The organism is Pirellula sp. SH-Sr6A, assembly GCF_001610875.1.
Lineage (GTDB): Bacteria > Planctomycetota > Planctomycetia > Pirellulales > Pirellulaceae > JBKCUI01.
The window spans coordinates 206584-231905 of sequence record NZ_CP011272.1; the positions used below are offsets into that span (position 1 = coordinate 206584).

Below are 25322 nucleotides of genomic sequence, written 5' to 3' on the forward strand. Positions count from 1 at the left end.
CAAGGGGTTGGATTCAATAACCCAAACTCCGAACGCATCCGACAGGAAAGACAGAATTAGCGAATGGTCGCCCGCTGTCAAAATCAATAAATCGGTACGTTTTCTTAGGCAAGCCACATGCGGGTGCGCAGCATCGCGGTGCTCCTGGTCATCATCGTACTCCTACTCGGTTGGCCTCCGACACGGCTTCGCTCGGTTGAAGGAATCGGAGTAAGATCGAACTCGCATCGTTGGGGGCAGCGACTCGGTCGGTTCGATTGGGGGTTCTTCGAGCACGAGTGGGAGCACGAGCACGAGTGGGGGTGGGGGTAGGGGAGGCTAATCTTTTCGCAAGGACCAATCGATCGCGTTCTTGAGCAACTGGGCAAAGGCAGGTTGCTCAAAGTCGGAAACGTGACCCAGCGAGGTGTAGAAACTGCGGCCACCGTTCGCCCGCTGGAACGTCCAAGCCACCGGCTCTTGATTGCCATTTGGGATCCTGCCGATCAAAAGAGGCTTTGCCCCACTCTTCAACGGGGAGACTTGATAAAGCGAACCTTTGGATACATAGCTCTTGCTCGGTTGGCTCTCCCAGCTCTTCAAAATGGGGTGCGAGATATCCGACGCGAGCGACACCGTCGTCGCGAGATCGTTCGCATAGTGATTGGTGTAACTCCCACCCCAAACCTCTGCATCGAACTCGGGCCAGCTTGCGACCCCCGGAGCGGTCTCTCCCTTTCGAAGTGAAAAGGCATGGCTGGCCGTTCGAATGCCGATCATCGGCTTTCCCGACTTTTCAAACTCGCGCACGACCGCCAGCGATTCTGCAACCAACGGACGTCGTCGCACGCTGACGAGCAATGCATCGGCGTCGCGGATCGCCTCGATACCCGGAACCACAGCAGGCTCGGTACAACTGCCAAAGATCCATCGCAATCGGTACTCCTTGCCCAGCTGCTGGATGCTCCAGGGCGGAAGGGTCTTCTCGGTCGAATACTCATCTTCGCCCATCAGTATGGCGACCGTGGGCCGCGTATCCGCTTGGAATCGAAACGGCTTGCCTCCCAGGATTTGATCGCTCGTGAAGGTCGAACAAACATAGCGTTCGATATGGTCGATGATAAGATCGGTGCCGGTGAAGTGGCTGACGTACGGTTCGCAGTTCGGATCGTACATCGTGTCGGTCAGATCGGCGATCAAGGCTGTTCTCTTTCCAGTTTGCACCATCCTTCGCAAGCCAAAGGGGCGGCCTAACACACACATATTGGTGTGAACCCCCGCGAGGATCACATTCTCGATCCCTTTTGCCTCGAGAATACTCCAGATTTCCTCCCCCTTGTCGCTGATGAAATCGGACTCGGATTGGATCGTCAATCCTTCGTGCTGCTTCAACCAAGGAGCCTTCGGATTGCGTCCCATCCGAACAAGCTCTTGCACCCAAGCGGCATGTTCCTCCGGCGTGTCATCCTCGCCGCCATTGGACTGATCAATGGGGTACTTTCCTTTTTCTTCCTCAGGAATGCGATAGCACCATTCCCGAATCCCTTCCGGCAACCGATCCGCCTTGGCAATCTTCTGGGCTCGTTGACGCGCGGGGTGTCCTTCATAAGACTTCATGCAGTCGCTGGGGGCGTGGATGACCGTCACGCCCCGGTCTCGCATCGACTTGACGGTTTCCTCCATGCGAGGAATGAGTTCATTAACCCGCAATACGGCCCGACGGCAGTGATGAGAGTCCCAGACATCGCACAAAATGAGAGCCGTCTTTTTCGGTTCCCAATTTTGTTGAACCGAAACACGGTGGTATCGCCCCGATCCCTCAGCGGATTCGACCTGTCGCGTCAACTGGAGTGAGAGAGGGGAAGCGGTTTGAAAGCCGAGCAGAAAGAAAGCAACAACGGTAGGAAGCATGCTTGTCACGCCTTGGAAGGAAACCGACGGGGTAGGATCCCGCCAGTATAAACCATCCAAACCAGGGTGTGGTGCAAGTCCCGTGTTACGATTCCTCGTTGCCGCGCAATTTCGCGAGAACGCTAAAGTCCTCGAGGGTGGAGGTGTCGCCAATCCCTTCCTTCCCGGAAGCGATGTCCCTTAACAATCGCCGCATGATTTTGCCGCTCCGCGTTTTAGGAAGCGACGAAGTGAAGCGAACGTCGTCAGGCACGGCCAAGGCTCCGATTTCCTTTCGAACGTGTTTCTTCAATTCATCGCGGAGAGAATCGCTAACGACTCCATCTTTCAAGCTGACGAAGACCGCAATGGCCTGCCCCTTGATGTCATCCGGTCGACCGACAGCCGCTGCTTCCGCCACAGCAGGGTGGCTCACCAATGCGCTCTCGACCTCGATGGTGCTCAATCGATGCCCCGACACATTGATCACGTCATCGATCCGACCCATGATCCAATAGTAGCCATCCTCGTCATGACGAGCGTTGTCACCGGTCAAGTAATGATTGGGAACGCGAGTCCAATACTGCTCGACATAGCGTTGGTCATCACCCCAAATACCTCGAAGCATACCGGGCCACGGCTTGGCAATGCAGAGCATGCCGCCATGGTGCACATCGACCGGCTGGAGCGAATCGCTCAATGTGGCAGGAACGATCCCGGGCAGCGGAAGCGTGCATGAGCCAGGTTTGCAAGGAATCGCGCCGGGGAGCGGGGACATCATGATTCCTCCCGTCTCGGTTTGCCACCAAGTATCAACGATGGGGCAGCGACCACCACCGATCTTGTTGTAATACCACATCCAAGCCTCGGGATTGATCCCCTCCCCAACGCTCCCCAACAGACGAAGCGAGGAAAGATCATGCTTCTCGACATGATGATCTCCCCATTTGATAAAGGCGCGGATCGCAGTAGGGGCGGTGTAAAGAATGGTTACTTTGTACCGCTCGATAATGTCCCAGAATCGATCTTCTTCAGGCCAGTTCGGCGCCCCCTCGTACAGAATTTGTGTCGCCCCCGCTGCCATCGGTCCATAGACGATGTAGGAGTGACCGGTGATCCAACCGCAATCGGCCGTGCACCAATAAATATCTTCAGGCTTGTGATCGAACACCCACTGGAACGTCCGCTTGGCATACAGATTGTACCCTGCGGTTGTATGAAGAATTCCCTTCGGCTTACCGGTCGATCCACTGGTATAGAGGATGAACAGTGGATCTTCGCTGTCCATCGATTCGGCGGGCGAATCGGTGGGTACATCGGCAATCAAATCGTCCCACCAAACATCGCGGCCCGGCTGCATCGGCGCTCCGTGCCCCGTGCGTTTCAATACAACGCAGTGTTGCACCGAAGGACTTTTTGCCAACGCCGTATCAGCGGTCTCCTTCAAATTAAGGACTTTGCCTCGACGATACCCGCCATCGGACGTGATGAGCAGTTTGACTTGCGCGTCGTTATTCCGATCCGCGATCGCCTCCGCGCTGAAGCCACCAAAAATAACAGAGTGAATCGCTCCGATACGAGCGCATGCGAGCATGGCGATCGGCAACTCAGGAACCATCGGCATGTAAATGCTGACCCGATCCCCTTTTTGAATACCAAGCTTTTTCAGCCCATTTGCAAATCGACATACTTCGCGATGCACATCGCGGTAAGTAAGGGTTCGCTTCTCACCAGGCTCTCCCTCCCAATGGAATGCAACCCGATCTCCATGACCCGCTTCCAAATGCGCATCCAAGCAATTCGCAGAGACGTTGGTTTGCCCGCCGACAAACCACTTCGCATGAGGTGATTGCCAATCGAGAACTTTGTCAAACGGCTTGTACCAATGCAGATGCTCAACCGCTTCTTTGCCCCAAAAGCCTTCGATATCGGCCACGGATTCATCGTAAAGCGTTCGATACGCTTCCATGGAGCCGATGTGGGCTTTCCGTGCAAACTCCGCACTTGGGGGAAACACACGTGTTTCGTGCATGACATTATCGATTTGCCCGGCGGAGCTGTCTTCCATTGCGTTACTCTAGGCTTAGTGGAGGGAAAGGGGGCGTTAAGCTTCGAAGATTCTGTTCGAGCCGCTGCATGCTGTCAAATCCCATCCCAAGAATGACGGGATGGGATACTCGACGCGAACGATTCCATCGATGCGATTTATTTGGTCAACGCTGGGGACGCGGTGAGGGAGAAAGCTTCCTCCACCGTCTTGCGTCCAAACGGTTTGACACCTTCAAACGGTCCGTCGACGCCCCCCTTGGGCCAATCGGCTTGATTGGCGTATTGCCCCTCGTCTCGATACTCGGTCTGTAGGCGCTGGATCTCAACCTTCAACGCGGCAAACACCTTCTTGTTCTCAGGCGAGAGTTTTTCTTCCCCTTCGAACATCAAATTGTTTTGTTCATTAGGATCGACCCGCAAATCGTACATTTCATAGAGTTTCTTATTCCAGTAGTAGATAAGCTTGTGCGTCTCGGTTCTCACACCGTAATGGGCCTGCGTGTTATGGTGCCCTGGGGAGTGGTAGTAGCGATAGTACACAGTCTTGCGCCAATTGGCGGGCGTCTCGCCCTGCAACAGTGACTTGAACGAAACACCTTGCATGAACTCGGGAATCTCACAACCAGCCAGGTCCAGCAAGGTCGGAGCGATATCGATATTCGCCACCATAGCTGTGGGTTCAATGCCAGATCGAATTCCAGGACCTGCTGCCAATAAGGGAGTTCGAAGACCGGGCTCGTACATGAAACGCTTGTCATACATTCCGAGCTCTCCCAAATACCAACCGTTGTCCGACGTGTAGATGACAATGGTGTTCTTTTCCAAATCGTTCTTCTTCAAATACTCCATGACTTGTCCAACCGAATCATCAACCCCCTGGACGCATGCCAGGTAATCCTGCATGTATCGCTGATACTTCCAGTGAACCAAATCCTCACCCTCTAGCATCTTGCCGTTCACTTCCAAACGCATGGGCGTTTCATTCAGCCAAGCATTGCGCTGTTGCGGAGTCAATCCTTCCGGTGGTACGAGTTTCAAGTCGCGGCGGGTTAGATCCTTCGCGACCGTTTGCTGGTTTTCGGGCAATGCGGCTGGACGCGTCTTGTAATCATCGAACAGGGTTTTGGGCTCGACGAATTCCTTGCCAGCAAACAACGCCTTGTTCTTTTCATCGGGATCCCAAGCACGGTGCGGTGCTTTGTGATGCAGCATCAAGAAGAAAGGCTTGTCCTTGGGACGATTCTCCAAAAACTCCAAACCCAGCTTTGTCGTTACTTCGGTGCAGTGGCCTGCAATCGTCACACGCCCCTGGGGCGTGACGAAGGCGGGATCCACGTAGGAACCTTGGCCTGGTAAAACGATCCATCGGTCAAATCCAGTGGGGTCGGATCCCAAATGCCATTTGCCGATCATCCCGGTGTGGTAGCCATTCTTTTGCAAATGCTTCGCAACGTGATCGCGCGAACCGTCAAACCGATTGAAAACCGGAACACCATTGAGGTGCGAATACTGACCGGTGAGAAGGGTGGCGCGGCTTGGTGTGCAAATGGAATTCGTCACAAACGACTGCAAGAACTTCGCTCCCTTGGTCGCCAGCTGGTCCAAGTGAGGCGTTTGATTGACCTGCGAGCCGTAAGCACTGATTGCCGCCCTCGCATGGTCATCGGAGAAGATGAAAAGAATATTCGGTCTCTCCGCCTTAGACACCGCGGGTAGCAACGCCACGACGCAGGGAGTCAACAGCGTCCACAAAAACATTCGCCGATATCCGAACATGAAAAACCTCGTATGCGGTTTGGAGTTCTGCTCGGGCCAAGCAGGTTATCTAACAGGAACGATCCTATTTGCAGTTCAAAGGGCACCCGAACTGCAACTCCTCGGAGTCGGAATAGCAGCGGAAATGTCGGATGTATTGTGACTGCAGCTATTTCGACGAGCAAGTAGCCTGGGTCTCTTCGCTCACTTCCAATTCGGGCAATCGAATTCGAACCCCACCTTTTCCGAATACGATGGGAATGAGCTCTTTGGAAATACCTGCGTCATACGTGAGTCCGTAATACTTGTGCGCAGGGGCAGAAAGCCGGAGAACCAGTCGGAGCAAATGCACACGAAGGGCCTGCCACCAAGGCAAGTCGGGTTGACTGATGATTTCTTCCTCTCCGACTTCAACGATCCATCGTTCCGCCGAGATGTCGATCAACCCGCGACGACGGAGATCTTGCAGGGCCCCGCGGATGTCGGTCTGCTCCATATAACCATAGGTGACGTTTACTGCATAAATGTCGTTTCCAAGCTTGATGACTTCGTAGCGACGTGCATCGTCGAAGGTCGCCGTGGAGATTTGATGGATGTGAAACAACGTGATGTTGGAAGGCAGCACCCCGAACTTCTTCAAGAAAACTCGCAAGGTCACGGGTGTGTAATCATCGAGCGTCCGGATCGGTTGCGAACAAAGAAATACGACGGCGCGATCGCTCTCGACCAGCCGTCGTCGACCTTGAATGAGCATCCTAGCCAAAGGGAGATTCTCGTTAATCGCGATTTGGATCTCGTCAACCTTTTCGCGAAGCATCACCAACCAATCGATCTTCTTCCCTTCGCGAAACCCGAAATCATAAAAGGCCCGAGCCATCTGCTTTCGCCCCCACTGCCACGTCAGCATGATGACAACCAGAACGGCCGCGATCGCGATCGGAAAGTAACCGCCGCTGGCGATCTTCATCAAATTGCTGCAGAAGAACAAAAGATCGATGGCGAGAATGGGACCGCACACCAAGTAAACCAACCACAGTTTCCAGTTCCAACGATAGTACGCAACGTAGCCAAACGTAATCGTCGTGATACCCATCGTCGCGGTCACCGCAATCCCGTACGCGGATGCGAGATTCCCAGCCGTGCGAAACATCATCGTCGCGACGACGCAACCGGTAAACAAAGCCCAGTTGACCGAGGGTATGTAAACCTGTCCTTCAGCCTCGTGGCTGGTATACCGGACCAACTGGCGCGGTGCGAAACCCAGTGCAATGGCTTGTTTCACAATAGAGAACATGCCGGTAATGAGCGCTTGGGAGGCGATGAATGCGGCACATGCGGCGACGATCAAGTCGAAGATGTAGAAAAATTGGTTTACTCCGTCCATCCCTGGAAAGTGCGGCGTGAGCGCGAAGTAGGTGTTGCAGCGCGATGGAACGCCCTGCTCCAGTAAGTATCCGACTTGACCGGCGTAGTTCACCAACAAACAGGGGAGCACGATCGAATACCACGCGAGCATCACCGGACGCCTCCCCGAAATCTCGGGAGCCACGCTCATCCCTTCGCAGCATACTTGATCCGTCCTTCGCATGAAGTGACCGATGTCGGCGTACTTGGCTTCCCCCCCAGTGATGGCCAAGACGACAACGCCAAAAATGGCAAACACACCCAGAGTCGGGAAACTCGTTACAAAGTCAAAGGCGTACATCGGATTGACGGCTTGAAAGACCTCGGGATTACGAAAAATCCACGGTAGTCCCTTGAGCGCAATCCACGGAAACCAAATGGAGAGCATGAACCAACCAAAGAATCCCCCCACTTTGCTCGTACCACGCCATTGTGGCTTGAAGAGAACAAACAAACTGATGAGAGTCGCGACAACCGCCCACTGCTCACCCAAAGGTTCGTACGCGCCCAACAGACTGATGGCAGGGGTGATCACTCCGTCCGCAGCGAGCATCCCCGCCGCCGTGACGACCAAAAATCCAATCGCACCCAGACCAAAAATCCTACCGGTATAGCCCCTTAATAATCCCCACAACGCAAAGGTTCCGCCTTCCCCTCGATTGTCGGCTCGCATGATGAGCAAGTCGTATTTGACAGTGAGGAAGATCAAGGCCCAGAAGACAAGACTCAAACTGCCGAGCGCTTCGGAAGGTGTGATCAATCCAGTTCCCCCCGACGCGATCATGACCGCGACCTCCTCATGGGGAAGATGATGGTTTTTGAGCTTGATCGTCTCTCGCGTCAGCTCCATCACGCAATAGAGAACACTCGTACCAATATCGCCATAGACTGTTCCAGCCGCTTCGCGAATCTTGGTCCACAACGAAGAAGAATGCGCGTTGAACGACGCATGCCCGTTGTCCGGACTCGCGGAAGCAGTAGAAGCTACCGGTGTGGACGAAGTCGAAGAGGTGGGAGAGGCAGGGGAAACAGATGAGCCGGAACTGTCTTCTTCTGGAATGTCCACGTCGATAGGTCCAAAAAGGAACGGCGTACCGAAGCGGTGAACGAGATCCATTCGACCTCTCGAAACAAGCCGCGCCGAGAGCCTTCGCTGATCCGCTCAACCCCGTCGTCGAAGTCGTTCGACGAATCAGTAGGCCGAGAATGCCGGGAACAACAATATCAACTCCCGGTTCCAGTTAATCATCCCCGACCGATGGGGTCTTGCAACCCCCCATATCTTTCCCAAACCAACCCAGACGCAACCGAACAACTAGCGAGAAAAGAATTCAAGAATTTCTTCCGCTATCCGCTTGCCAAAATCGGAGAAAAGGTAATGCTAAACATATCGCGAGCCGACAATATGTCGTAGCGAACATTTCGGAATGGTGCCATAGCCGCCAACCGAGCCTTTTAGACACAAGAATTGCCCCACTCAGCGAAAGATCGGATTTCGGGCGTGACCGATCTCAGTTGGGTGGGGCTTTTTCGTTTCCAAATGCTGGCAATGTATCCCAGGCGAACGGCCGGAACTTGATGGGTTTGCCATCCATCTCATCTTGGATCAAAGCGACGTGGGGCTCAAGCTTGTTGGCCGCGTTGGAGTCGATCAACTGATTGGAATCGTTCGAACTCATTTGCATGAGAACTCTCAATTCCAGATCCCGCATCGATTGTCGCGATAGCCAGCGCGCCAAGGTACCAGCGGAATCTGCCCATAACCAAATGTGCATTCCCACCGCCGGACCGTCCTTCAACAAATCGGTCAAGATGGCGTCGGGAGTCGGATTCGCCCCCCCATCCCCAAACGCGAATTCATCCCCTTTGCGCAATTCTCGAAATCGGGACAGGTTGGCGATGCACACCAATTGCAAGGGGTGCCGCTCGTCCGCCCTCTCCAATCGGCGTTCCAACTCGGTTTTGCACTCCAGAAAGAACGATTCCAACTCCCGCGTAGGGACGAGTTGGCAGCCCGCGAGGTTCGTGCACCGCTGCAGAACAGCCTGAAGCGAGGCGTCTTCCGTCCGAGCCCCATTCAATAAGAAAACCTTAGGACCCATTTCGATGAACTCGCTCGACGTGGAGTCCGACAGGGTCTCCCCTGCAACGTCCGATGCCGCGGATCGGCGAAGGGACTCCACTCCCTGAATCGTCCCTGCGAGGATGCTCGCTGCGACTCGTTCGTCCGGTCCGACCACGGCGATGTTTCTTCCCGCATTGCGCTGGATCCAATGGACCACCGGAGGATCGATCGAGACGCTATCGCCCAAAATCATAGGGAAGGCTCCATCGCTTGACTTGGTCGTGTCTCGCAGCAACCGCTCGACGCTCGGACCATCCCAAATCGCAGGCCGATGCCCTTCAAAGACAACGCAACGCCCCATGGGATTGATCGTCGCTTCGTGCGGAACCGGCGACGAGGGAATCTCGTGCAGGTAGCGCAGCTGTGTCTCTTTGTCGATGTACGCAACTTGGAAACCTTGATTGCTTTCGATACGCCCTCCCGATTCGTTATAGATCGCTTGCCCGGAGAACCGAAGTCTCTCCGCCGCCGTGTTGTCTTCTCCGAGAATGAGCATCGCGTCTGAACTATCGCACTGCAACGCAATGCGGACCGCCATCTGCGCTAAGGTCGTTCGCGGGAGCGAATAGGCCCCACCCAACGTTTGCGATGCGAGCACGAGATGGATACCAAATGATCGCCCCTGCCGAACGATCCGGTCCATGAGCATCGATGCCTGTTGCGAGATCTTGTCGTCCTCAACGAAAAGCTCTTGAAACTCATCGATGACGATGAGAATTCGAGGCATGCGGACTTCCGGACGCTTCTTTTCCAAACTCGGTAAATCTTGAACACCCCAACTTCGAAACGCCTCTCCTCGCGCGTGCATGATTCGATCGATGTACTCCAGGGTGCTGACCCCAAATTCCCGCTTGCTCTCGATGCCGATAATGTCTGCATGCGGCACCTGGGCCTCCGAGTAGACCTGAAATTCGACCCCCTTCTTGAAGTCGAGCAGCACCAATCGCAATGCTTCCGGTGAGTACTTCAAGGCAGCGCTAGTGATCATCGTGTGGAGCAACGACGACTTGCCCGAACCAGTCTTCCCGGCAATCAACACGTGCTGCGCGGTGCCAAAACCTAGCTTCAACTGCTGCGTCCGACCGGAAGCAGAGATACCAAGGGGAATCGCAAGGGATTCGGCGGACGAGCTTTCATGCCGCTCTTCCTTTTGCAACGCAATGGAATCAAAGGGAACGACGATTCGGCCCAGCTCGGAAACATGATCCAATTGATGGGCCATGATCTCTTTGATTTGCTCCGCATTGGGAGGTGGATCGAAATGGATCGGGGCCTGCCGAAGATCGTCGTGCCGCCACCGGCCGCGCGCGACTCCGCTATCGGATTCGAATTCCAAATGCAGACCGAATTCTTCTAGTTTCCTGGGATCCGCAAACGATGGCCAAACGTGCGTGCTGGAGAGCCGCAAAACGACCCCCACACCGCACCTTCCTCCAGCGGCCAAGATGGAACAAAGGGACTGCCAAGAACTGTCATCCAATCCAAACGGGAACTGGTCCCAAACAATCAAGCGATAAGGAATCGCCATGGGACCTGCCGTGAGATTGTATTCATAAAGATTAGCATGCTTGTCGCGAAGACTCTGCTGGATGATGTCTTCGCACGACCTCGCAATATTCGCCAATCGATCGGCGATGTGGAGCGGCTGCGTCCACACCCGATCCCCAACCAAATTCGGATCGATATCCGCGAGGGACATCAACCAAGAAACTTTCTTTCCGAGCCCCTGCGGATCGATGACGGTCATGCGCATCGCACCGGCAGGCAACGAAGTAATCGTTCGTAGCAATAGATTGGTGATGACTCCGTCGGTCGCGCTCTCGGTTTCGGGGGACCCGTGCAGCACCAGCGCGCCATGCGAAAGCAAATCGAACGCAACGGGCCACTCCTCACCCTCTGCTCGCAGCTTCGAACTGCACTCTGCCGCCGCCTCCGATAACGGGAGCTGAAGCGGACTCGAACCGATCTTCCAAATCAAATTCTGAGGGCCGCGTGGCCAGTTCCCTTGAACAAAACTTTCGGAACTCCAAGCCGGCTGCGACTCGCGAAAGAATTCATTGATGCGGCTCATCCAACTCGAAACCGTCTCAGCTCCCAACCGCCAACGGTCGGCATACCGGAGCTGTGCTCGGAGAAACTGGTTTTGCAAGTTCTGCACTTCCCCTTCGCGTTCCGCCACCAGCCCCGCGTTCTCTTGTTGAAAACGCTGCTGCATCAACGCGACCTTCGGTTCCCACTCGCGGTGCGTCGCGTCAAACTGCTCGCGACGATGATGGACCAACTCCCATCGGCGTTGCTGTTGATTTGCCCGCGTGGTCTCCGTGTCCGTCTCAAGCTTCTTTTGCAATGCCGCGCGGCCTTCTCGATAACGCGTCTCGACTCGCTCGAGCGCCAATACGTGATCTTGCGAGGCTTTCTCAAGATCCCGTTGATAGTTCTGATCTCCCAGCTTGGCACCGTGCGAGAGCCATTCCAAAACCTCTGCATGAAGTGCGTGCAACTCGGGTGCAAATCGTTGCAATGCACGACCGAGAAGCGGCCTGACCATATAGTGAAGGATGGCGGTCAGTACGAGCGAACCAATCGTTGCGAGTAGAATGACAAAAAGAATCGGAACCCCTACCCACCAACAAATCGCAGCGGAAACCAGTCCGAGAATGGGGCCAAGTGCCTGGAACGCGAGGTAGACTGTTCCCTTCGACTTGGCAAAACTTTTGACCCGTCCGATGCTATCGCTCAAATTGCGTTTGCGTTCCTCAACCGTCTTAGCCAAACGCTGCAAATCACGCGTTTGCTGGATTTCTTCCTGCGTGTTCAGTGGAAGGGAGCCCTGAACTTCCCCCATCGTCTTGCCTGTCTTGAGGAGCATCCATTCGTTGAGCTCCGCGAGGGTACTGGCCCAATAACGACGTTCGTTCTCCAGCTTGGTCCGAATGCTTTCTCGCAATTGCAGGGCGGCGGTCTTTGCACTTTCCAGCGATCGGTGCGCTTGCACGATATCGTCATCGCGTTGCTTCTTCAGCAACTGCTTGTCAGCAACGAACGCCTCTTTGAGCCTCTCAATCGTTCTCTTCTCACTCTCAACAGAAGCAAGAAACTCGCGTTCGGCATATTCCAAGGCCCGATCAAGCTCCAGATCCCAACTCTCCAAGTTGTGGTGCGACTGTTCCGCTTGACGAATACGGGTCGCTTGCTCTTGCTCCAGATATCGGTTGATCAACCGCTTCCGGTTTTCCTCCAAAATCTCGGTATCGCTCGACCAAGATTGCCGAAGCAAATCGACGCGCTTTCGCAGTCCTCGCAAGGCTCGCACTTGCGAACGAAAGAACCGTCCGTCGGACCGTGACTGGAGCAAACGTGGCCGAGTCATGGTAAATCAACCTGTCTAGCATAGGAGAAAAGAAAGCAGCCTCGCGCTACATCTCCTTCATTGTAGCACCCCAATTGAACCGGTGCAGCGTCGGCATTGAACTCCCGCTAGATCGTGGAGGAGTCGTGTGTAAGGCAGCGCAAAAAAGAAGCGTTGGGCCCGACCTACCTTACCCCTTGAGCCCCCAGTTCGACACGAAGGTTCGGTGGAACAGTCTTCGCGACCTTGCAATAACAAAAGACTTCACGAAGTACGCCTTTCTGGCAGACCATTGCAAAAACCCTTGCTTCGTGCTCCGTGAAACGGTGCTCCTGCTCCTGTTCCTGCTCCTGCTCGTAATCGGACAAAACGCAGCCGTACGGACCGGGCTTTTGCTATCAACAACTCGACGACATCCGGCTCGCGATGGAACCAACCGACCGAAACCGTATCCGAACGCGTAATCGATTACGTTTACCAGCACCGCGATGCAGAGCGGAATCAAGGAATTATTCTCCCGGATCGACGATCCAGCGTTTGCGACTGCCGAATCTTTCATCCGGTCGACCAAAGGATGAAGGACCACTCCCATTCCACTGATCTCAATTCGGAACATGAGTTGATCACACCGCTGGCGCGAGATGTGTCGAAGGGATAGTTCGGGGCCGCGATCACGAAACGCGCTCCGTCAATGATCTCATGCCGCAATCCATCTTCAAGGTACTGCGGCACAGTCGGCGTCGCGTAGATCAATCCAGATAGCGAAAATCGACGCTCGCGATGAGCAACAATGCGAACCGCTCCCACTCGTCCGGCGTGTCTCTCGATATCCATTCACGAGCTAATGCGACCTCACCAGCGGTTGCGGATCGGGAAAGAAGCCAGCGGAACAGTATTTCAATTCGCTCCTCGATGGAACGATCGGCAGGAGCCGCAGATCCGTTCGGTGCAGCCAGCTGCTTCGCCATCGACTCGGCACATTCTCGCGTAAACGGACTGTTGAGAATCGCTAACGCTTGAGGAGCAACCGTACTGACGTAACGCTCGCCCGACGAATAGCTGGGATTGGGACCATCGAACTCGGTGAACAGCGTGGGTAACGAATTGCGAAACCAAGGTCCGTAAACAGCTCGGAATCGTTCTCGGTGCTGGAAGCCATAATCCTCCTTCACCGCTTTGAGACTGTTCATCGAAAGAACCACGGACAAATCGAGAGATCCGCTCAGTCCCAACAACGTATCTCGTATCGATTCCCCGCTCATTCGCTTCAAATGGCGACGCCCAAAATACTTGTTGTCCGGATCCAATGCCTGATGCTCAGGCATCTCGGTAGCGCTGCGACGGTACGCATCCGACATCAAAATCTCACGAACCAACCATTTGGTCGACCATCCACGCTCCATAAATTGAGTCGCGAGCCAGTCGAGTAGTTCGATGTGTGCCGAGGATTCACCTGTCGTTCCGAAGTTATCGACCGAGGGGATGAGCCCTTCCCCCATCAACCAATACCAAACGCGATTGACATAAACGCGCGCCGTGAGCGGATTCTGTCGGGATGCGATCCATGCGGCCAATTCCAGCCTCCCATTGCTCTCGGCGGCTAAAGTGGGCGCGTCGGAAACCTCGACACATCGTAGAAATCCTCTCGGAACGACGGCCCCGAGCGAGTGAACTGACCCACGCACATGGATGGGGATATCTTTTGGCTCAGGCACAGGGATCAATCCCATCGACATGGGACGCTGAGCCAGTAATGCTGCCGCCTCTTTCGCCTTTCGCTCCAGTTCCGCGATCTCTTTCTTGATGGCTTCGATTTCCGATTCCGTCATCGCGGTACCCGGAGGTGTGACCGGTGCACTGGCTTTGTTGGGTCCATCACTGAGAAATTGAACGGCATCGACGATGACATGACCATCCGCATTTTCATTGGTGATCGTTACCGTGGCTTTTCCACCTAACTCAAACGTGAACTTGCCAAGGGAATGCCAAAGGCCATCGACCTTGGGTGCAACTTTTTGATTCACGTGAACGACGTCTTCCCCGTTGGCGCTCCAGATCCGCACCTTGGTCCGGGTGGATCGGTTCGCACTGGCGGTGTAAGCCATACGCAGTTCGTATTCCCCAGGGGCCATTTCCGCAGGTTCGAACACAATCGATTTCACATCGCCTCGATCGTTGTCGTCATGCAGATAACCGCTACCCACGTAAGGCTTCACGAAATCGGATTCGACCCACTTCCCAATCCGGCGAGCATTCTGTTCATCCAGCACCAGACCGGGCAACTCGCTCGGTTTCACGATGCTGGACGACGTGGCGGGAGTACTCAATTTCGACTTGAGAGTCTCGAGTTGCTTCTTCCACTTCTTGGCGTCCGCATCCGCTTGGAGAAATTGAGCCTCTTCGTGATCCGGCAAGGGTAGCGGCCGGCGGACCCACTTCGAAACGTTGTCGTGCTCGATCCCTTTCGAGGACTTTAAAATGCCTGCCAACGCGTAATAGTCGCTGGTGGGAATCGGGTCGAATTTGTGGTCATGGCATCGGGCGCAGCCCAGCGTCTGGCCCAAAAAGGCACGGCCTAGCACTTCGATTTGCTCATCGATGAAGTCCATCTCCAATTGCTTTTTGTCCTGCTCCTCCATGTTGGTATCACCGAGAACCAACATCGTGGTGGCAATCCATTGTTGCTGACGGTCTTGAACCGATGGAGCGTCCATGAGATCGCCCGCAATCTGCTCGCGAACAAAACGGTCGTACGGTTTGTCCGCGTTGAAGGAGTCGATCAAATACTGGCGATAACGCCACGCATCCTCGAAGACCAATCCTCGCAAGGTAAGCGATTCGGAAAAACGAATCACATCCATCCAATGCCTCGCAAAATGCTCACCAAATCGAGGCGACGCTAACAACTCATCGACCAAACGACGGTACCTGTCTTCCTCCGTTCCCGTCGAGCCCAAGCCTGACATCTCCCCTGCGGATGGAGTCCGGTCTTCGCGATCTCTCGAAACAGTCCAGCGCCGCACGTCGTCGGCGGGAAGATCCGACAGCGGCCGCAATCCAGTCAAATCGAGATGCACGCGTCTCGAAAGGGTTTCCAACCCCGCTACCGGCGATGCACTAAGGGCATTCTCTCGTCGCGTTCGTTCCAAAAAAGCATCGATAGGGGAAGTAGCGACTCCTGGAGGAACCACCACCTCCGATGCGATAGGTCTGTACGACCAATGCGATCGTGCGTCGTCCAGCGACATTCCCACCTGTGGCGTGCGCCCCGCCGCTTTCGGAACGCGAGGGTCCCTTGCCCCCGAGTTGATCCAACGTTGCAAAATCGCAAGTTCGGACTCGCTTAGCTTTCCATCGGGCGGCATCCGAAGCTTGGGATTTCGATAGGCAATCGCTTCGAGGAACAAACTCTTCTCGGGAGATTTCTCATCGATGGCGGGCCCGGAGTCGCCTCCCTTCGCCCAATCCAATTTCGAATCCAAACTCAATCCCCCGCTCACCTCGGTTTCATGAGAATGGCAGTCGAGGCACTTCTCGATCAGCAGCGGCCTTACTTTCGACTCGAAAAAGGCCTCAGCCTCCTTCGCATCAACCTTCACGGGTTCGGACGCAGGCGGATCTACAACCTGCGCCAACGCGAGATCGCAAGGGAAAAGGACAATGGCAATCGATGCCAAAGCGACGGCGCCGTACCTGGACGCCGCCCTTGGAACTCGAACACTCATGCTTCGCCGCTACTTGAGAAGAGATTCAATGGCTTCGACTTTTTCAGTTCGACGGCTGGAAAGAAGCTTGGATGCCTCCGCCCCAGCGATAGCCTCAAAGAATTCCCGTCTCTGAGCATCATCGATGAATCCCTTTTGATAATAGAAATTCACTTCACCTAGTTTTCCAAGCTGCGAGATCTTTGTGTCGGCCAGCAACTTCGGCATCCGGTTCTTCACCACCGCATCCTGGGTCAAGCGATCGGGCATAGGCTGGAGGGAGATGATTTCCGCCGACTTCTTGGCAACCGAATCCGCCGCGTCTTCTACCCCATCCTCCTCTTTCTTCAATCTCGCCCTCGCAACTGAGACACTCACCAGCGGTTTGGAAGACGCGATGACTTTGATTTCTTTCGGATCCTCTGCCATGTGAAGGACTTTGACTCGGGCCGTGTTGTTGACGATTCCCGTTCTGCGATTCAATACGATCTCGACATCAAAGACCATGAGAGCATCGTATCCACCTTCCTTCGAACGGGCGATCAAGTTCGCTTGCGTATCCGAGCCGATGTATTCCAAGCATGGTCCAAGAGGCGTCACATCCCCTGGAAGCTCGAAATCTTCAGCAACCCACTGAGGGGACGGCATCCTCGAGCCTTGCCCTCCCGGCATGGAGCCATTGAACCCGGGACCTCCGAAACCATTCGGTGCACCGGGGCCAAATCCAGATCCCACCGGTAGCTCCTCGCCGGAGCCAAACTGGCCCGGTGCGCTTTGACCAAAGTTCCCGCCTCCAGAATCTTGCTCGGCTGAGCCTGTGAACCCGCTGAGGCCACTCGCGATAGACCCGACGCCAGGTCCCCCACCCCCCTGTTGAAAGCGGAATGGCTGAAGGGTTGGGGTGCCGCTTTGACTGCCGCCCAAGTCTCCTCCTCCGAAAGCACTGTTCTCGCCGATGCCTGGTCCGCTACCCGACTCGCCATATAGATCACTGCCTGAGTTGCCAAAGGAGCCTGGAGCTCCGAAACCATTGCTTCCTGGCATATTGTTACCCGGCATGCGAGGTTTCCCTTTGTACGAACTCTCTTGAAACGCGACGGTCCACTTTCCTTCCGAATGGTGCGACCCAAACGCTTCGATCACGCGGGTCGCAAGCTCTCCTGCTGCATCGGTAAGCGGTTTGGCACCCACAGCCAAGGAAGGTTTGGCGGCACCAGGAGGCGCGATGCCCCCCTCCGCCCCATATCCTCCACTGCTTCCTCCTTCGCTACCGATGGATCCTGGCCCTGAACCACCTGCTGCACCGCCTGCTCCACCACCGCTCATGATGGATTGCAAATCGGTACCGATCGGCTTCAGGCTGGTCGCATTGCTCGGGTTGTCAAGCACCAACCCGACTGCGATCTTCATCCCTAGCACTGGACGTTTGTTCGCCGTGGACCAACGGTAAAGGTCCGCAATATTCATCGACTCTGCGTCATCGGATAAGAGAGACTGAGCGCTGAGCAAATCGTACGCGCGATTCCAATTCCCTGCCTCAAAGGTTAGCTTCGATCTTTCCTGGAACGACAGCTTCTTCGCCGCATTCGCAGAACCTCCCCCCATCAAACGGGATAACATCGCTGCCTCAGCTCCTCCCATTCCGGGTAAGAGCCCCCCACCCGCGCGATTCCCTTGCGCTCCATATCCCGCACCACCCGCGCTGCCAAAACCAGGAGCACCATATCCAGGCTGATCGCTACCGGGAGGAATGTATTCGGACTCGCCGCCGTAGCTCCCACCTCCGTTGTAGGCCGTCTCTTCACTCCCATAGGAGGAACTGCCAGACTGAGAACCTCCTGACTGTGCGCCCGCCGAGGAGCCGCCCGGATACCCCGCGGAGCTGCTCGCCGACTCGCTGCCGTATCCCGACCCAGACGAGGAAATTTCCAAGGAAGCCGTTTCGCTGCCTCCGGAAGCAGCCCCCCCACTCGAACTCGATTCGGTAGGCGTCGAACCACTCGCCGCGGTCGAAGTGGCAGGAGCTGGGGGAGTAGGACTGCTCCCACATCCCGTCGACAACATCCCCAACCCAAACGTTGCGATCCAAGCCCATGAACGATGCATGGCGTTAACTCCCGTGATTTGCTGAAAACCTTCCGCGGCAAGCTCCCATTATCCGTCGTCGCAAACCAAATGTCCACACTACGCAACCACCCCTCACCACTCCTTTCCTCTCTTTCTTTCTCCAGGCGAAAAGCTCAAACTCACCCACCGCAAGAATCACATTGAAAACGGGATTTTTCTCCCGCATGTGTCGAATTCAATCGCCCCCGTTCGATCACAATCGAACCCCGATACGAATCCACTCCAACCCAATACCTTCTAAGGAAACACCTATGCGCGTCGCTGTCTTGGTCAAAGCCACTCCCGAATCCGAAGCGGGAATCATGCCGGACGAAAAACTGTTGGCTGCAATGACGGCCTACAACGAAGCGCTCCATCAAGCTGGAATCCTGGTAAGCGGAGACGGACTCCATCCCTCCTCGCGAGGATTTCGCATCCGATTCTCCGGCGATCAACGCACTGTCATCGACGGCCCGTTCGCCGAAACGAAAGAACTTGTGGCTGGCTTTTGGATCTGGGAAGTGGATTCGCTCGAACACGCGATCGAATGGGCGAAGAAATGCCCCAATCCGATGCCCTCGGACTCCGAACTCGAAATCCGCAAGATCTTCGATGCCGCCGACTTCGGGCCTGAATTCACGCCGGAACTTCAAGCCCGAGAGGAACAACTCCGTATGGAGCTGGAATCGAGGGGCGGAAACTAAGCGGTCTCGTATCCCAAGTTCGGTGCAAGCCATCGTTCGACTTCACGCAAGGAAGCTCCCTTGCGTCTGGCATAATCGACCACTTGATCCTGAGTCAAACGATCAACTGCAAAGTATCGCGATTCGGGATGACCGAAATAAAACCCGCTCACACTCGCTGCAGGCCACATAGCAAACGATTCCGTTAATTGAACGCCGACTTGGTTAAGTGCATCGAGAAGTTCGAATAGGATTCGCTTTTCTGTGTGGTCCGGGCAAGCGGGATAGCCTGGGGCCGGGCGAATCCCACGATACTCTTCATCGATCAATTGCTCATTGGTGAGATTTTCTTCTTTTCCGAAGCCCCAATCCTGACGCGCTTTGGCGTGGAGTAACTCTGCGAAAGCTTCCGCGAGTCGATCCGCGATGGCTTTGACCATGATCGAATTGTAGTCGTCATGCTGAGCGACGTAGGCCTGTGCCAACTCCTCTGCATTGTGTCCCGCAGTCACCACGAACGCACCGAGGTAATCCTCCCTGCCAGAGTCGACGGGGGCAATGTAATCGGCGAGCGATCGAAAATCGTTCTGCCCCTTCCGCTCCCACTGCTGACGCAAAAAGTGGAAACGTGTCTTCTCGTGTTTGCGCGTCTCGTCGGTGTAAAGAATGACATCGTCCCCATCGGATGCAGCAGGCCAGAATCCATACACGGCATGTGCCTGCAGCGATTTCTTTGCAATGACGTCGTGCAACATCTCCTGCGCATCGTTAAACAACTTCTTTGCTTCCCCACCGACGTATTCGTCTTGGAAAATCTTCGGATACTTACCCTTCAACTCCCAAGCCATAAAGAAGGGAGACCAGTCGATGTATTTGGCTATTTCCTGAAGCGGGTAATCTCGCAGCACCTTTTCACCGAGGAACGAAGGGCGATCGATTCGAGCGCTCGACCAATCGGTTTGGAACTTCCGTGCCTTCGCATCGGCATATGGCAATAGCTTCACCTGCCGATTCTCATAACTCGCCCGCAACTCCGCTTGCAGCTTGAGATTGTCGGTAACGAACACATCCTTCTTCGAGCCGCCGCAAAGACTCTCGACCACTCCCACACTTCGCGATGCGTCGAGAACGTGTACCACGGGTTCGTTGTAATAGGGGGCAATCTTCACGGCCGTATGCTTTGCCGAAGTCGTCGCTCCTCCGATCAAAAGCGGAATCGACAACCCCTGTCGCTTCATCTCTTTGGCGACGTGGGTCATTTCGTCGAGACTCGGGGTGATCAAGCCGGACAAACCAATCACATCGACGGAGTTCTTGACGGCCTCTTCGATGATCTTCTCAGCCGAACACATAACCCCCAAATCGATGACTTGATAGTTGTTGCACCCGAGCACGACGCCGACAATGTTCTTTCCGATGTCGTGAACATCCCCCTTCACCGTCGCCATGAGTACCTTGCCTCGGAACGATTGCTCGGAAAGCCCGGCATCCCGCTTTTCCTTCTCCATGAAAGGCTGCAGATATCCGACTGCCTTCTTCATCACCCGAGCACTCTTGACGACCTGAGGCAAGAACATCTTTCCTGCACCGAACAGATCCCCAACGATACTCATGCCGCTCATCAACGGGCCTTCGATCACCTGCAGGCATCGATCGAATTGCTGACGAGCCTCTTCGGTATCTTCTTCGATGAACTTATCGATCCCCTGAATGAGGGCGTATTGCAGCCGCTCGACGACCGGTTTGTTCCGCCATTCCAAATTCTCGCCAGCCGCTTTCTTGCCGCCAGTTCCCTTCACCGATTCCGCAAAACCCAACAAGCGTTCGGTGGCATCGGACCGGCGATTGAGCAGCACATCTTCCACGCGCTCGAGCAAATCCTTCGGAATGTCTTCGTAGACAGCCAATTGTCCCGCGTTGACGATCCCCATATCCATCCCCGCTTGGATGGCATGGTACAGAAATGCAGAATGCATCGCCTCCCGCACGACGTCGTTCCCTCGGAACGAGAACGAAATATTGCTGACCCCTCCAGAGATCTTTACACCCGGACATTCTCGCTTGATCAAACGGCAGGCGTCGATGAAGTTCACTGCATAGTTGTCGTGCTCCTCAATACCCGTCGCGACGGTGAGGATGTTCGGGTCGAAGATGATGTCTTGCGGCGGGAAACCTGCCTCGTTCACCAGAAGATCGTAGGCTCGTTTGCAAATCCGAGCTTTCTCGGATGTCTCGGTCGCTTGCCCTTGCTCGTCAAAGGCCATCACGACGGCGGCCGCTCCATATTGACGTATCAACCGGGCTCGCCGCAGGAATTCCGCTTCGCCATCCTTCAAGCTGATACTGTTGACGATCGCTTTCCCTTGAACGTTCTGAAGCCCCGCCTCGAGCACTTCCCATTTGGACGAATCGATCATTACAGGGACGCTCGCCGCTACGGAATCCCCAGCGATCAATCGCAAGTACCGGGTCATGGCCTCGACGCCATCGAGCAACGCGTCGTCCATATTGATATCGATAATCACCGCGCCATTTTCGACCTGCTGCCGTGCGACCTCGACCGCTTCGTCGAATTGGTTGTTCCGAATAAGCTTGGCAAACGCTTTCGAACCGGTAACGTTCGTTCGCTCCCCCACCATGGTGAACTGGGTTTCCGGACGAAGCGTGCAAGCTTGTTGGCCGGAGAGACGAGTCCATACGATCGGCTCCTGATCCTGACGTGGCGTCTTGTGGCCCACGCGCTTGGCGATCTCCCGAATGTGAGCAGGCGAGGAACCACAACAACCTCCGACGATGTTGAGCCAGCCGTTATCGACAAAGTCCTCGATGTAATCCGCCATCTTCGCAGGGGTAAGATCGTACTCCCCAAACGCATTGGGAAGCCCCGCATTGGGATGGCAGGAAAGAGGGATATTCGAAACCTTGGCCAGCTCTTCGATATGCGGACGCATGACATCAGGCCCCAACGCGCAGTTCATCCCAACCGACAACATCGGAAAGTGACTGATGGCGTTCCAAAATCCTTCCACGGTCTGACCGCTTACGAAGGTTCTTCCCCCGTTGCTGAAGGTCGCGCTCACCATCACCGGAACCAACCGCCCGGTCTCGTTAAAGTACTCGCTGATCGCGAAAAGACAGGTCTTCAAGTTCAACGTGTCGATCGCTGTCTCGGGCAACAGCAAATCCACCCCCGCCTCGACCAAATGCTTTACTTGCTCCTTGTAGCTGTCCACCATCTCGCGGTAGGTGACATCTCGATTGGCCGCGTCATCCACCTTCGTACTGATCGCAAGCTGCTTCGTGGTCGGACCAATACTCCCTGCCACAAATCGTCGACGGGATGGATCGACCTTCATCATCCGGTCTGCAGCCTTCCGCGCGCAATCGACCGCCGCGTAGTTCAGATCGCGAACCAGCTCAAGCGGGAGATCGAATTCGATCATTCCGATCGGGCTGGCACCAAACGAGTTGGTCTCGACGATATCCGCACCCGCCTCGAAGTACGCGTAGTGAATGTTGGAGATGTCGTCGGGACGGGTGAGGTTGAGGATGTCCGAAAACCGAGCAAGGTCTTTGTGATGACCAGCAAACCGTTTACCGCGTACCGCCGCCTCATCCAGCTTGAGTTGCTGGATCATGGTCCCCATCGCTCCGTCGAGAATGTGGATGCGCTGGCGAATAAGGCTGGGAAGAATCTGCGCTGGGTTTTCAGAACGAAGCATCGGAAGGAATGGATCTTCAAGGGATCAAATGGGCCATCAAAGTGTGCCACAATTTTAGTGCAAAAGCCTTGCTTTGATATCCCCAACCCGCGAAGGAGCTACGCCATTCACCTAAAACTAGAGCATTCCAAGCCACTTTCTGCCGATCCAGAACGCGCTGAGCAACCCGATCAAAAGGGTCATAACGATTGGATGAGCCCAAAGCTGCCAACGTTTGGTCACCAAGGGGGGATCTGGTACACGCAGCAGTAGCTCGCCAAGTTCCCCTACTCGATCGATGGAGATGGACTCTCCCTGCGTGACTTTCGACAGCTCCTGGAGCACTTTCGGCTTGGCCGCCAAACCGACTCGCTCCTCGGCGCTCCCTTGGACAAAAAACTCCGCCTCCAACGTCTTGGACGACTCGGACGATGCGATCAAAACGCGATGCTTTCCGGCTTCCCGCACATCATAGCTTCCTTCGAACAACCCCCAACTATCCGTCCCCGCGCTCTGAAGCGTCAGCGCGGTCGATCTCCCTGTCGGTGTATCGATCTTCGTGGTGACCGTCCCCTTGGACAAGGGCTCCCCCGCATCGCTCATGACGTTTGCTTTCAACATCAATCGCTGACCCAAAGACGGTGAATCGGGACTGTAATAAAAACGAATCGTCTCCCCTTTGGCCATGTTTCTCTGATAAGCCATCCACCGGACAACTTGCCCCCAGAATCGATAGTGGTAACGGTCCTCGACTCCACGGCGCCATCGCCACGCTCCATCGGTCCCCATATAAAGGACCTTCCCTGCACCGAAGGTCTTGGTCACGATCAACGGTATGCGCCCAAACTCATTCGCGGACTCTTGATGCACCGCCAATGTCTCTGTCCCCGCCTTGGCTCGCAATACCGGAGCGAACCACTGAAACCCCGGCAAACCAGACCAGACTTGTAGATTGTCCTCCTCGGTGTCCGCCAGCTTCGTGAGCAAGCTTCTGCGTCCCGACTCGGTCAACTCCAAGTGCATCGCTAGCTTCGAGCCCGTACCCGTTGGATTCGTTTCGTCGAGGACAACAGGCAGCAACGGATCCAGCGGCGATGACAAGAATGTCGACTGATACCCCATGCTACCCGGTAAAAAAACAAGCCCCGTGGCTTGGTACTCGACCAACCCCTTTAACTGCTGACACTGCTCCTCCGTCAATTGCTTTTCGGCGATCCCGATGTCTCCCAAAAAAACGACGTCGAACTGCGCTAGCTCCTCGGGATCCGACGGAAATTCACTGATGTAATCCCGATTCCCTCCCCCCGGCTTCTCAAGCAATGGGTGCAATAACAAACAAGCGACCTCGACTCCAGGATCGCGGGACAACGCATTTCGCAGATAACGATACTCCCAACGCGGGGATGTCTCGATCAACAAGACGCGAAGCTTCTCCTGGCGAATGGAGATGGGGGCTTCGATGCTGTTGTTCTCCCTCAATCGCTCGTCGGGATGCGGCGGGATGGTGACCCGGATTGTGTAATCTCCCGGCTCTTTCGGCGTCCAAGAAACCGAATCGGTAGTTCGTGACATGGGCCTGACCCGAACCTCTTTGGTCTCCTTGTCCCCATTGCTGAACTCAACCGTCACCTGCGCCACGTGATCGCGCGACAACGAGGACTCGATCGTAAATGGAATGCGCAACGCTTTGCCTGCCACACCAAACGTCGGTGCATCCAAACTGATCGCCTCCAGATCTGGCAAACGTGTTTCCGATCCGAGGGGCACGGAAAAAATGGGAATGCCTCTCGAACGAAAACGAGAGGCTAACTCCACAGGCGGTTTGCCCCGATTCCAATCTCCATCCGAAACCAACACGACCGCTTGCACATTCGAATCGCGATCGAGCACCCCTTCCAACGCATTATGGATGTTGGTCCCACCGCTCGAACTCGCTTCCGTCCCCGCCGCATCCCCTGTAGCGATCGACGGAAATCCCTCCGCGGCGACCTGGAAACGATTGGAAACCCTAGACCAAAACTCCGGATTCTCCAAACCCTTCGCCACTTTGGAGCGACTTTGAAGCTCTCCGCCCGTCGCATCCGCGCTCAAGACGTCTTGGGTTTCCATACTTCGGGAACGGTCGACCAACACAACCAAGTTCGGCCTTTCTGTAGGACGGTACTCTGTCGTCCACTCGGGCTGCTGTAGCAAGAAGACCAATCCGCCAATCGCGGCCAGCCGAACCCCTTCCAGTACTAAAACAGCCTGCCGAAATTGACTTCTCTTCCAGTTCCAATACCCAAGCCCAAACGCCATTGCGAGGGCAAGAAACGAGACCGCGATCATGGCGGTGCTGCTGGAAACGGAGAGGTAGGAGGTAGGGGTGGGATCCATCAACAACAGTGTACTCGGAATGGCACCCATTGGAAAAAGGGGGTTCCGTATGCGAACGGAAATTGATCGAAACCCAGCCAGGACGCCTTTGGGTCGATATACTCACCCTTCTTACGCCCCTGCTCTACGTCCCTGTTCCATTCCCTTCAGACCGGAGATTCCCCAATTATGGGCTTCAGCCTCGGACTTGTTCTCGCCCTC

At 55.2% G+C, this 25322-nt stretch carries 11 protein-coding genes; 2 read left to right on the forward strand and 9 right to left on the reverse strand.

The features are described from left to right. Window positions 1–318: 318 nt before the first annotated feature. From VN12_RS00660 to VN12_RS00670, 3 genes are all read right to left on the reverse strand, one after another. Entirely contained in the window at window positions 319–1890 is a 1572-nt protein-coding gene (locus VN12_RS00660; RefSeq protein WP_146675017.1) for a ThuA domain-containing protein, read from the reverse strand. 85 nt (window positions 1891–1975) lie between these two features. Next, window positions 1976–3937 carry an acetate--CoA ligase gene (gene acs / locus VN12_RS00665; protein WP_146675018.1) on the reverse strand — a complete coding sequence of 654 codons (1962 nt, stop codon included), beginning with the start codon at window positions 3935–3937 and terminating at the stop codon, window positions 1976–1978. Between the two features lie 137 nt (window positions 3938–4074). Continuing rightward, window positions 4075–5676, reverse strand: a complete 1602-nt coding sequence (locus VN12_RS00670) for a sulfatase (protein ID WP_146675019.1) — start codon at window positions 5674–5676, stop codon at window positions 4075–4077. 16 nt (window positions 5677–5692) lie between these two features. Between VN12_RS00670 and VN12_RS25580 the strand changes: the two genes are divergently transcribed. Then, entirely contained in the window at window positions 5693–5836 is a 144-nt protein-coding gene (locus VN12_RS25580; protein WP_168164123.1) for a hypothetical protein, read from the forward strand. Between the two features lie 6 nt (window positions 5837–5842). Here VN12_RS25580 and VN12_RS00675 read toward each other — a convergent pair whose 3' ends face one another. The 4 genes from VN12_RS00675 to VN12_RS00690 form a co-directional block, all read right to left on the reverse strand. Continuing rightward, entirely contained in the window at window positions 5843–8194 is a 2352-nt protein-coding gene (locus tag VN12_RS00675) for a KUP/HAK/KT family potassium transporter (protein WP_146675020.1), read from the reverse strand. Between the two features lie 394 nt (window positions 8195–8588). Beyond that, complete coding sequence (locus tag VN12_RS00680) at window positions 8589–12572, reverse strand: FtsK/SpoIIIE domain-containing protein (protein WP_146675021.1); 3984 nt, start codon at window positions 12570–12572, stop codon at window positions 8589–8591. A 728-nt stretch (window positions 12573–13300) separates the two neighbouring features. Next, a complete protein-coding gene (locus VN12_RS00685; protein WP_146675022.1) occupies window positions 13301–16276 on the reverse strand; it encodes a DUF1553 domain-containing protein in 2976 nt (991 codons plus the stop codon). 9 nt (window positions 16277–16285) lie between these two features. Continuing rightward, on the reverse strand, window positions 16286–18361 hold the full coding sequence (locus VN12_RS00690) for a hypothetical protein (RefSeq protein ID WP_146675023.1): 2076 nt from the start codon (window positions 18359–18361) through the stop codon (window positions 16286–16288). A gap of 272 nt (window positions 18362–18633) precedes the next feature. Between VN12_RS00690 and VN12_RS00695 the strand changes: the two genes are divergently transcribed. Continuing rightward, window positions 18634–19065: a YciI family protein gene (locus tag VN12_RS00695; RefSeq protein WP_146675024.1), complete on the forward strand. Its 432-nt coding sequence runs from the start codon at window positions 18634–18636 to the stop codon at window positions 19063–19065. Here VN12_RS00695 and metH read toward each other — a convergent pair. Both metH and VN12_RS00705 read right to left on the reverse strand, forming a co-directional pair. Beyond that, on the reverse strand, window positions 19062–22766 hold the full coding sequence (metH, locus tag VN12_RS00700) for a methionine synthase (RefSeq protein ID WP_146675025.1): 3705 nt from the start codon (window positions 22764–22766) through the stop codon (window positions 19062–19064). The two genes, VN12_RS00695 and metH, sit on opposite strands and share 4 nt — an antisense overlap. A 117-nt stretch (window positions 22767–22883) precedes the next feature. Next, window positions 22884–25151 (reverse strand): hypothetical protein, encoded by a 2268-nt coding sequence (locus VN12_RS00705; protein ID WP_240491278.1) that lies wholly within the window; start codon window positions 25149–25151, stop codon window positions 22884–22886. Between the last annotated feature and the right edge of the window lie 171 nt (window positions 25152–25322).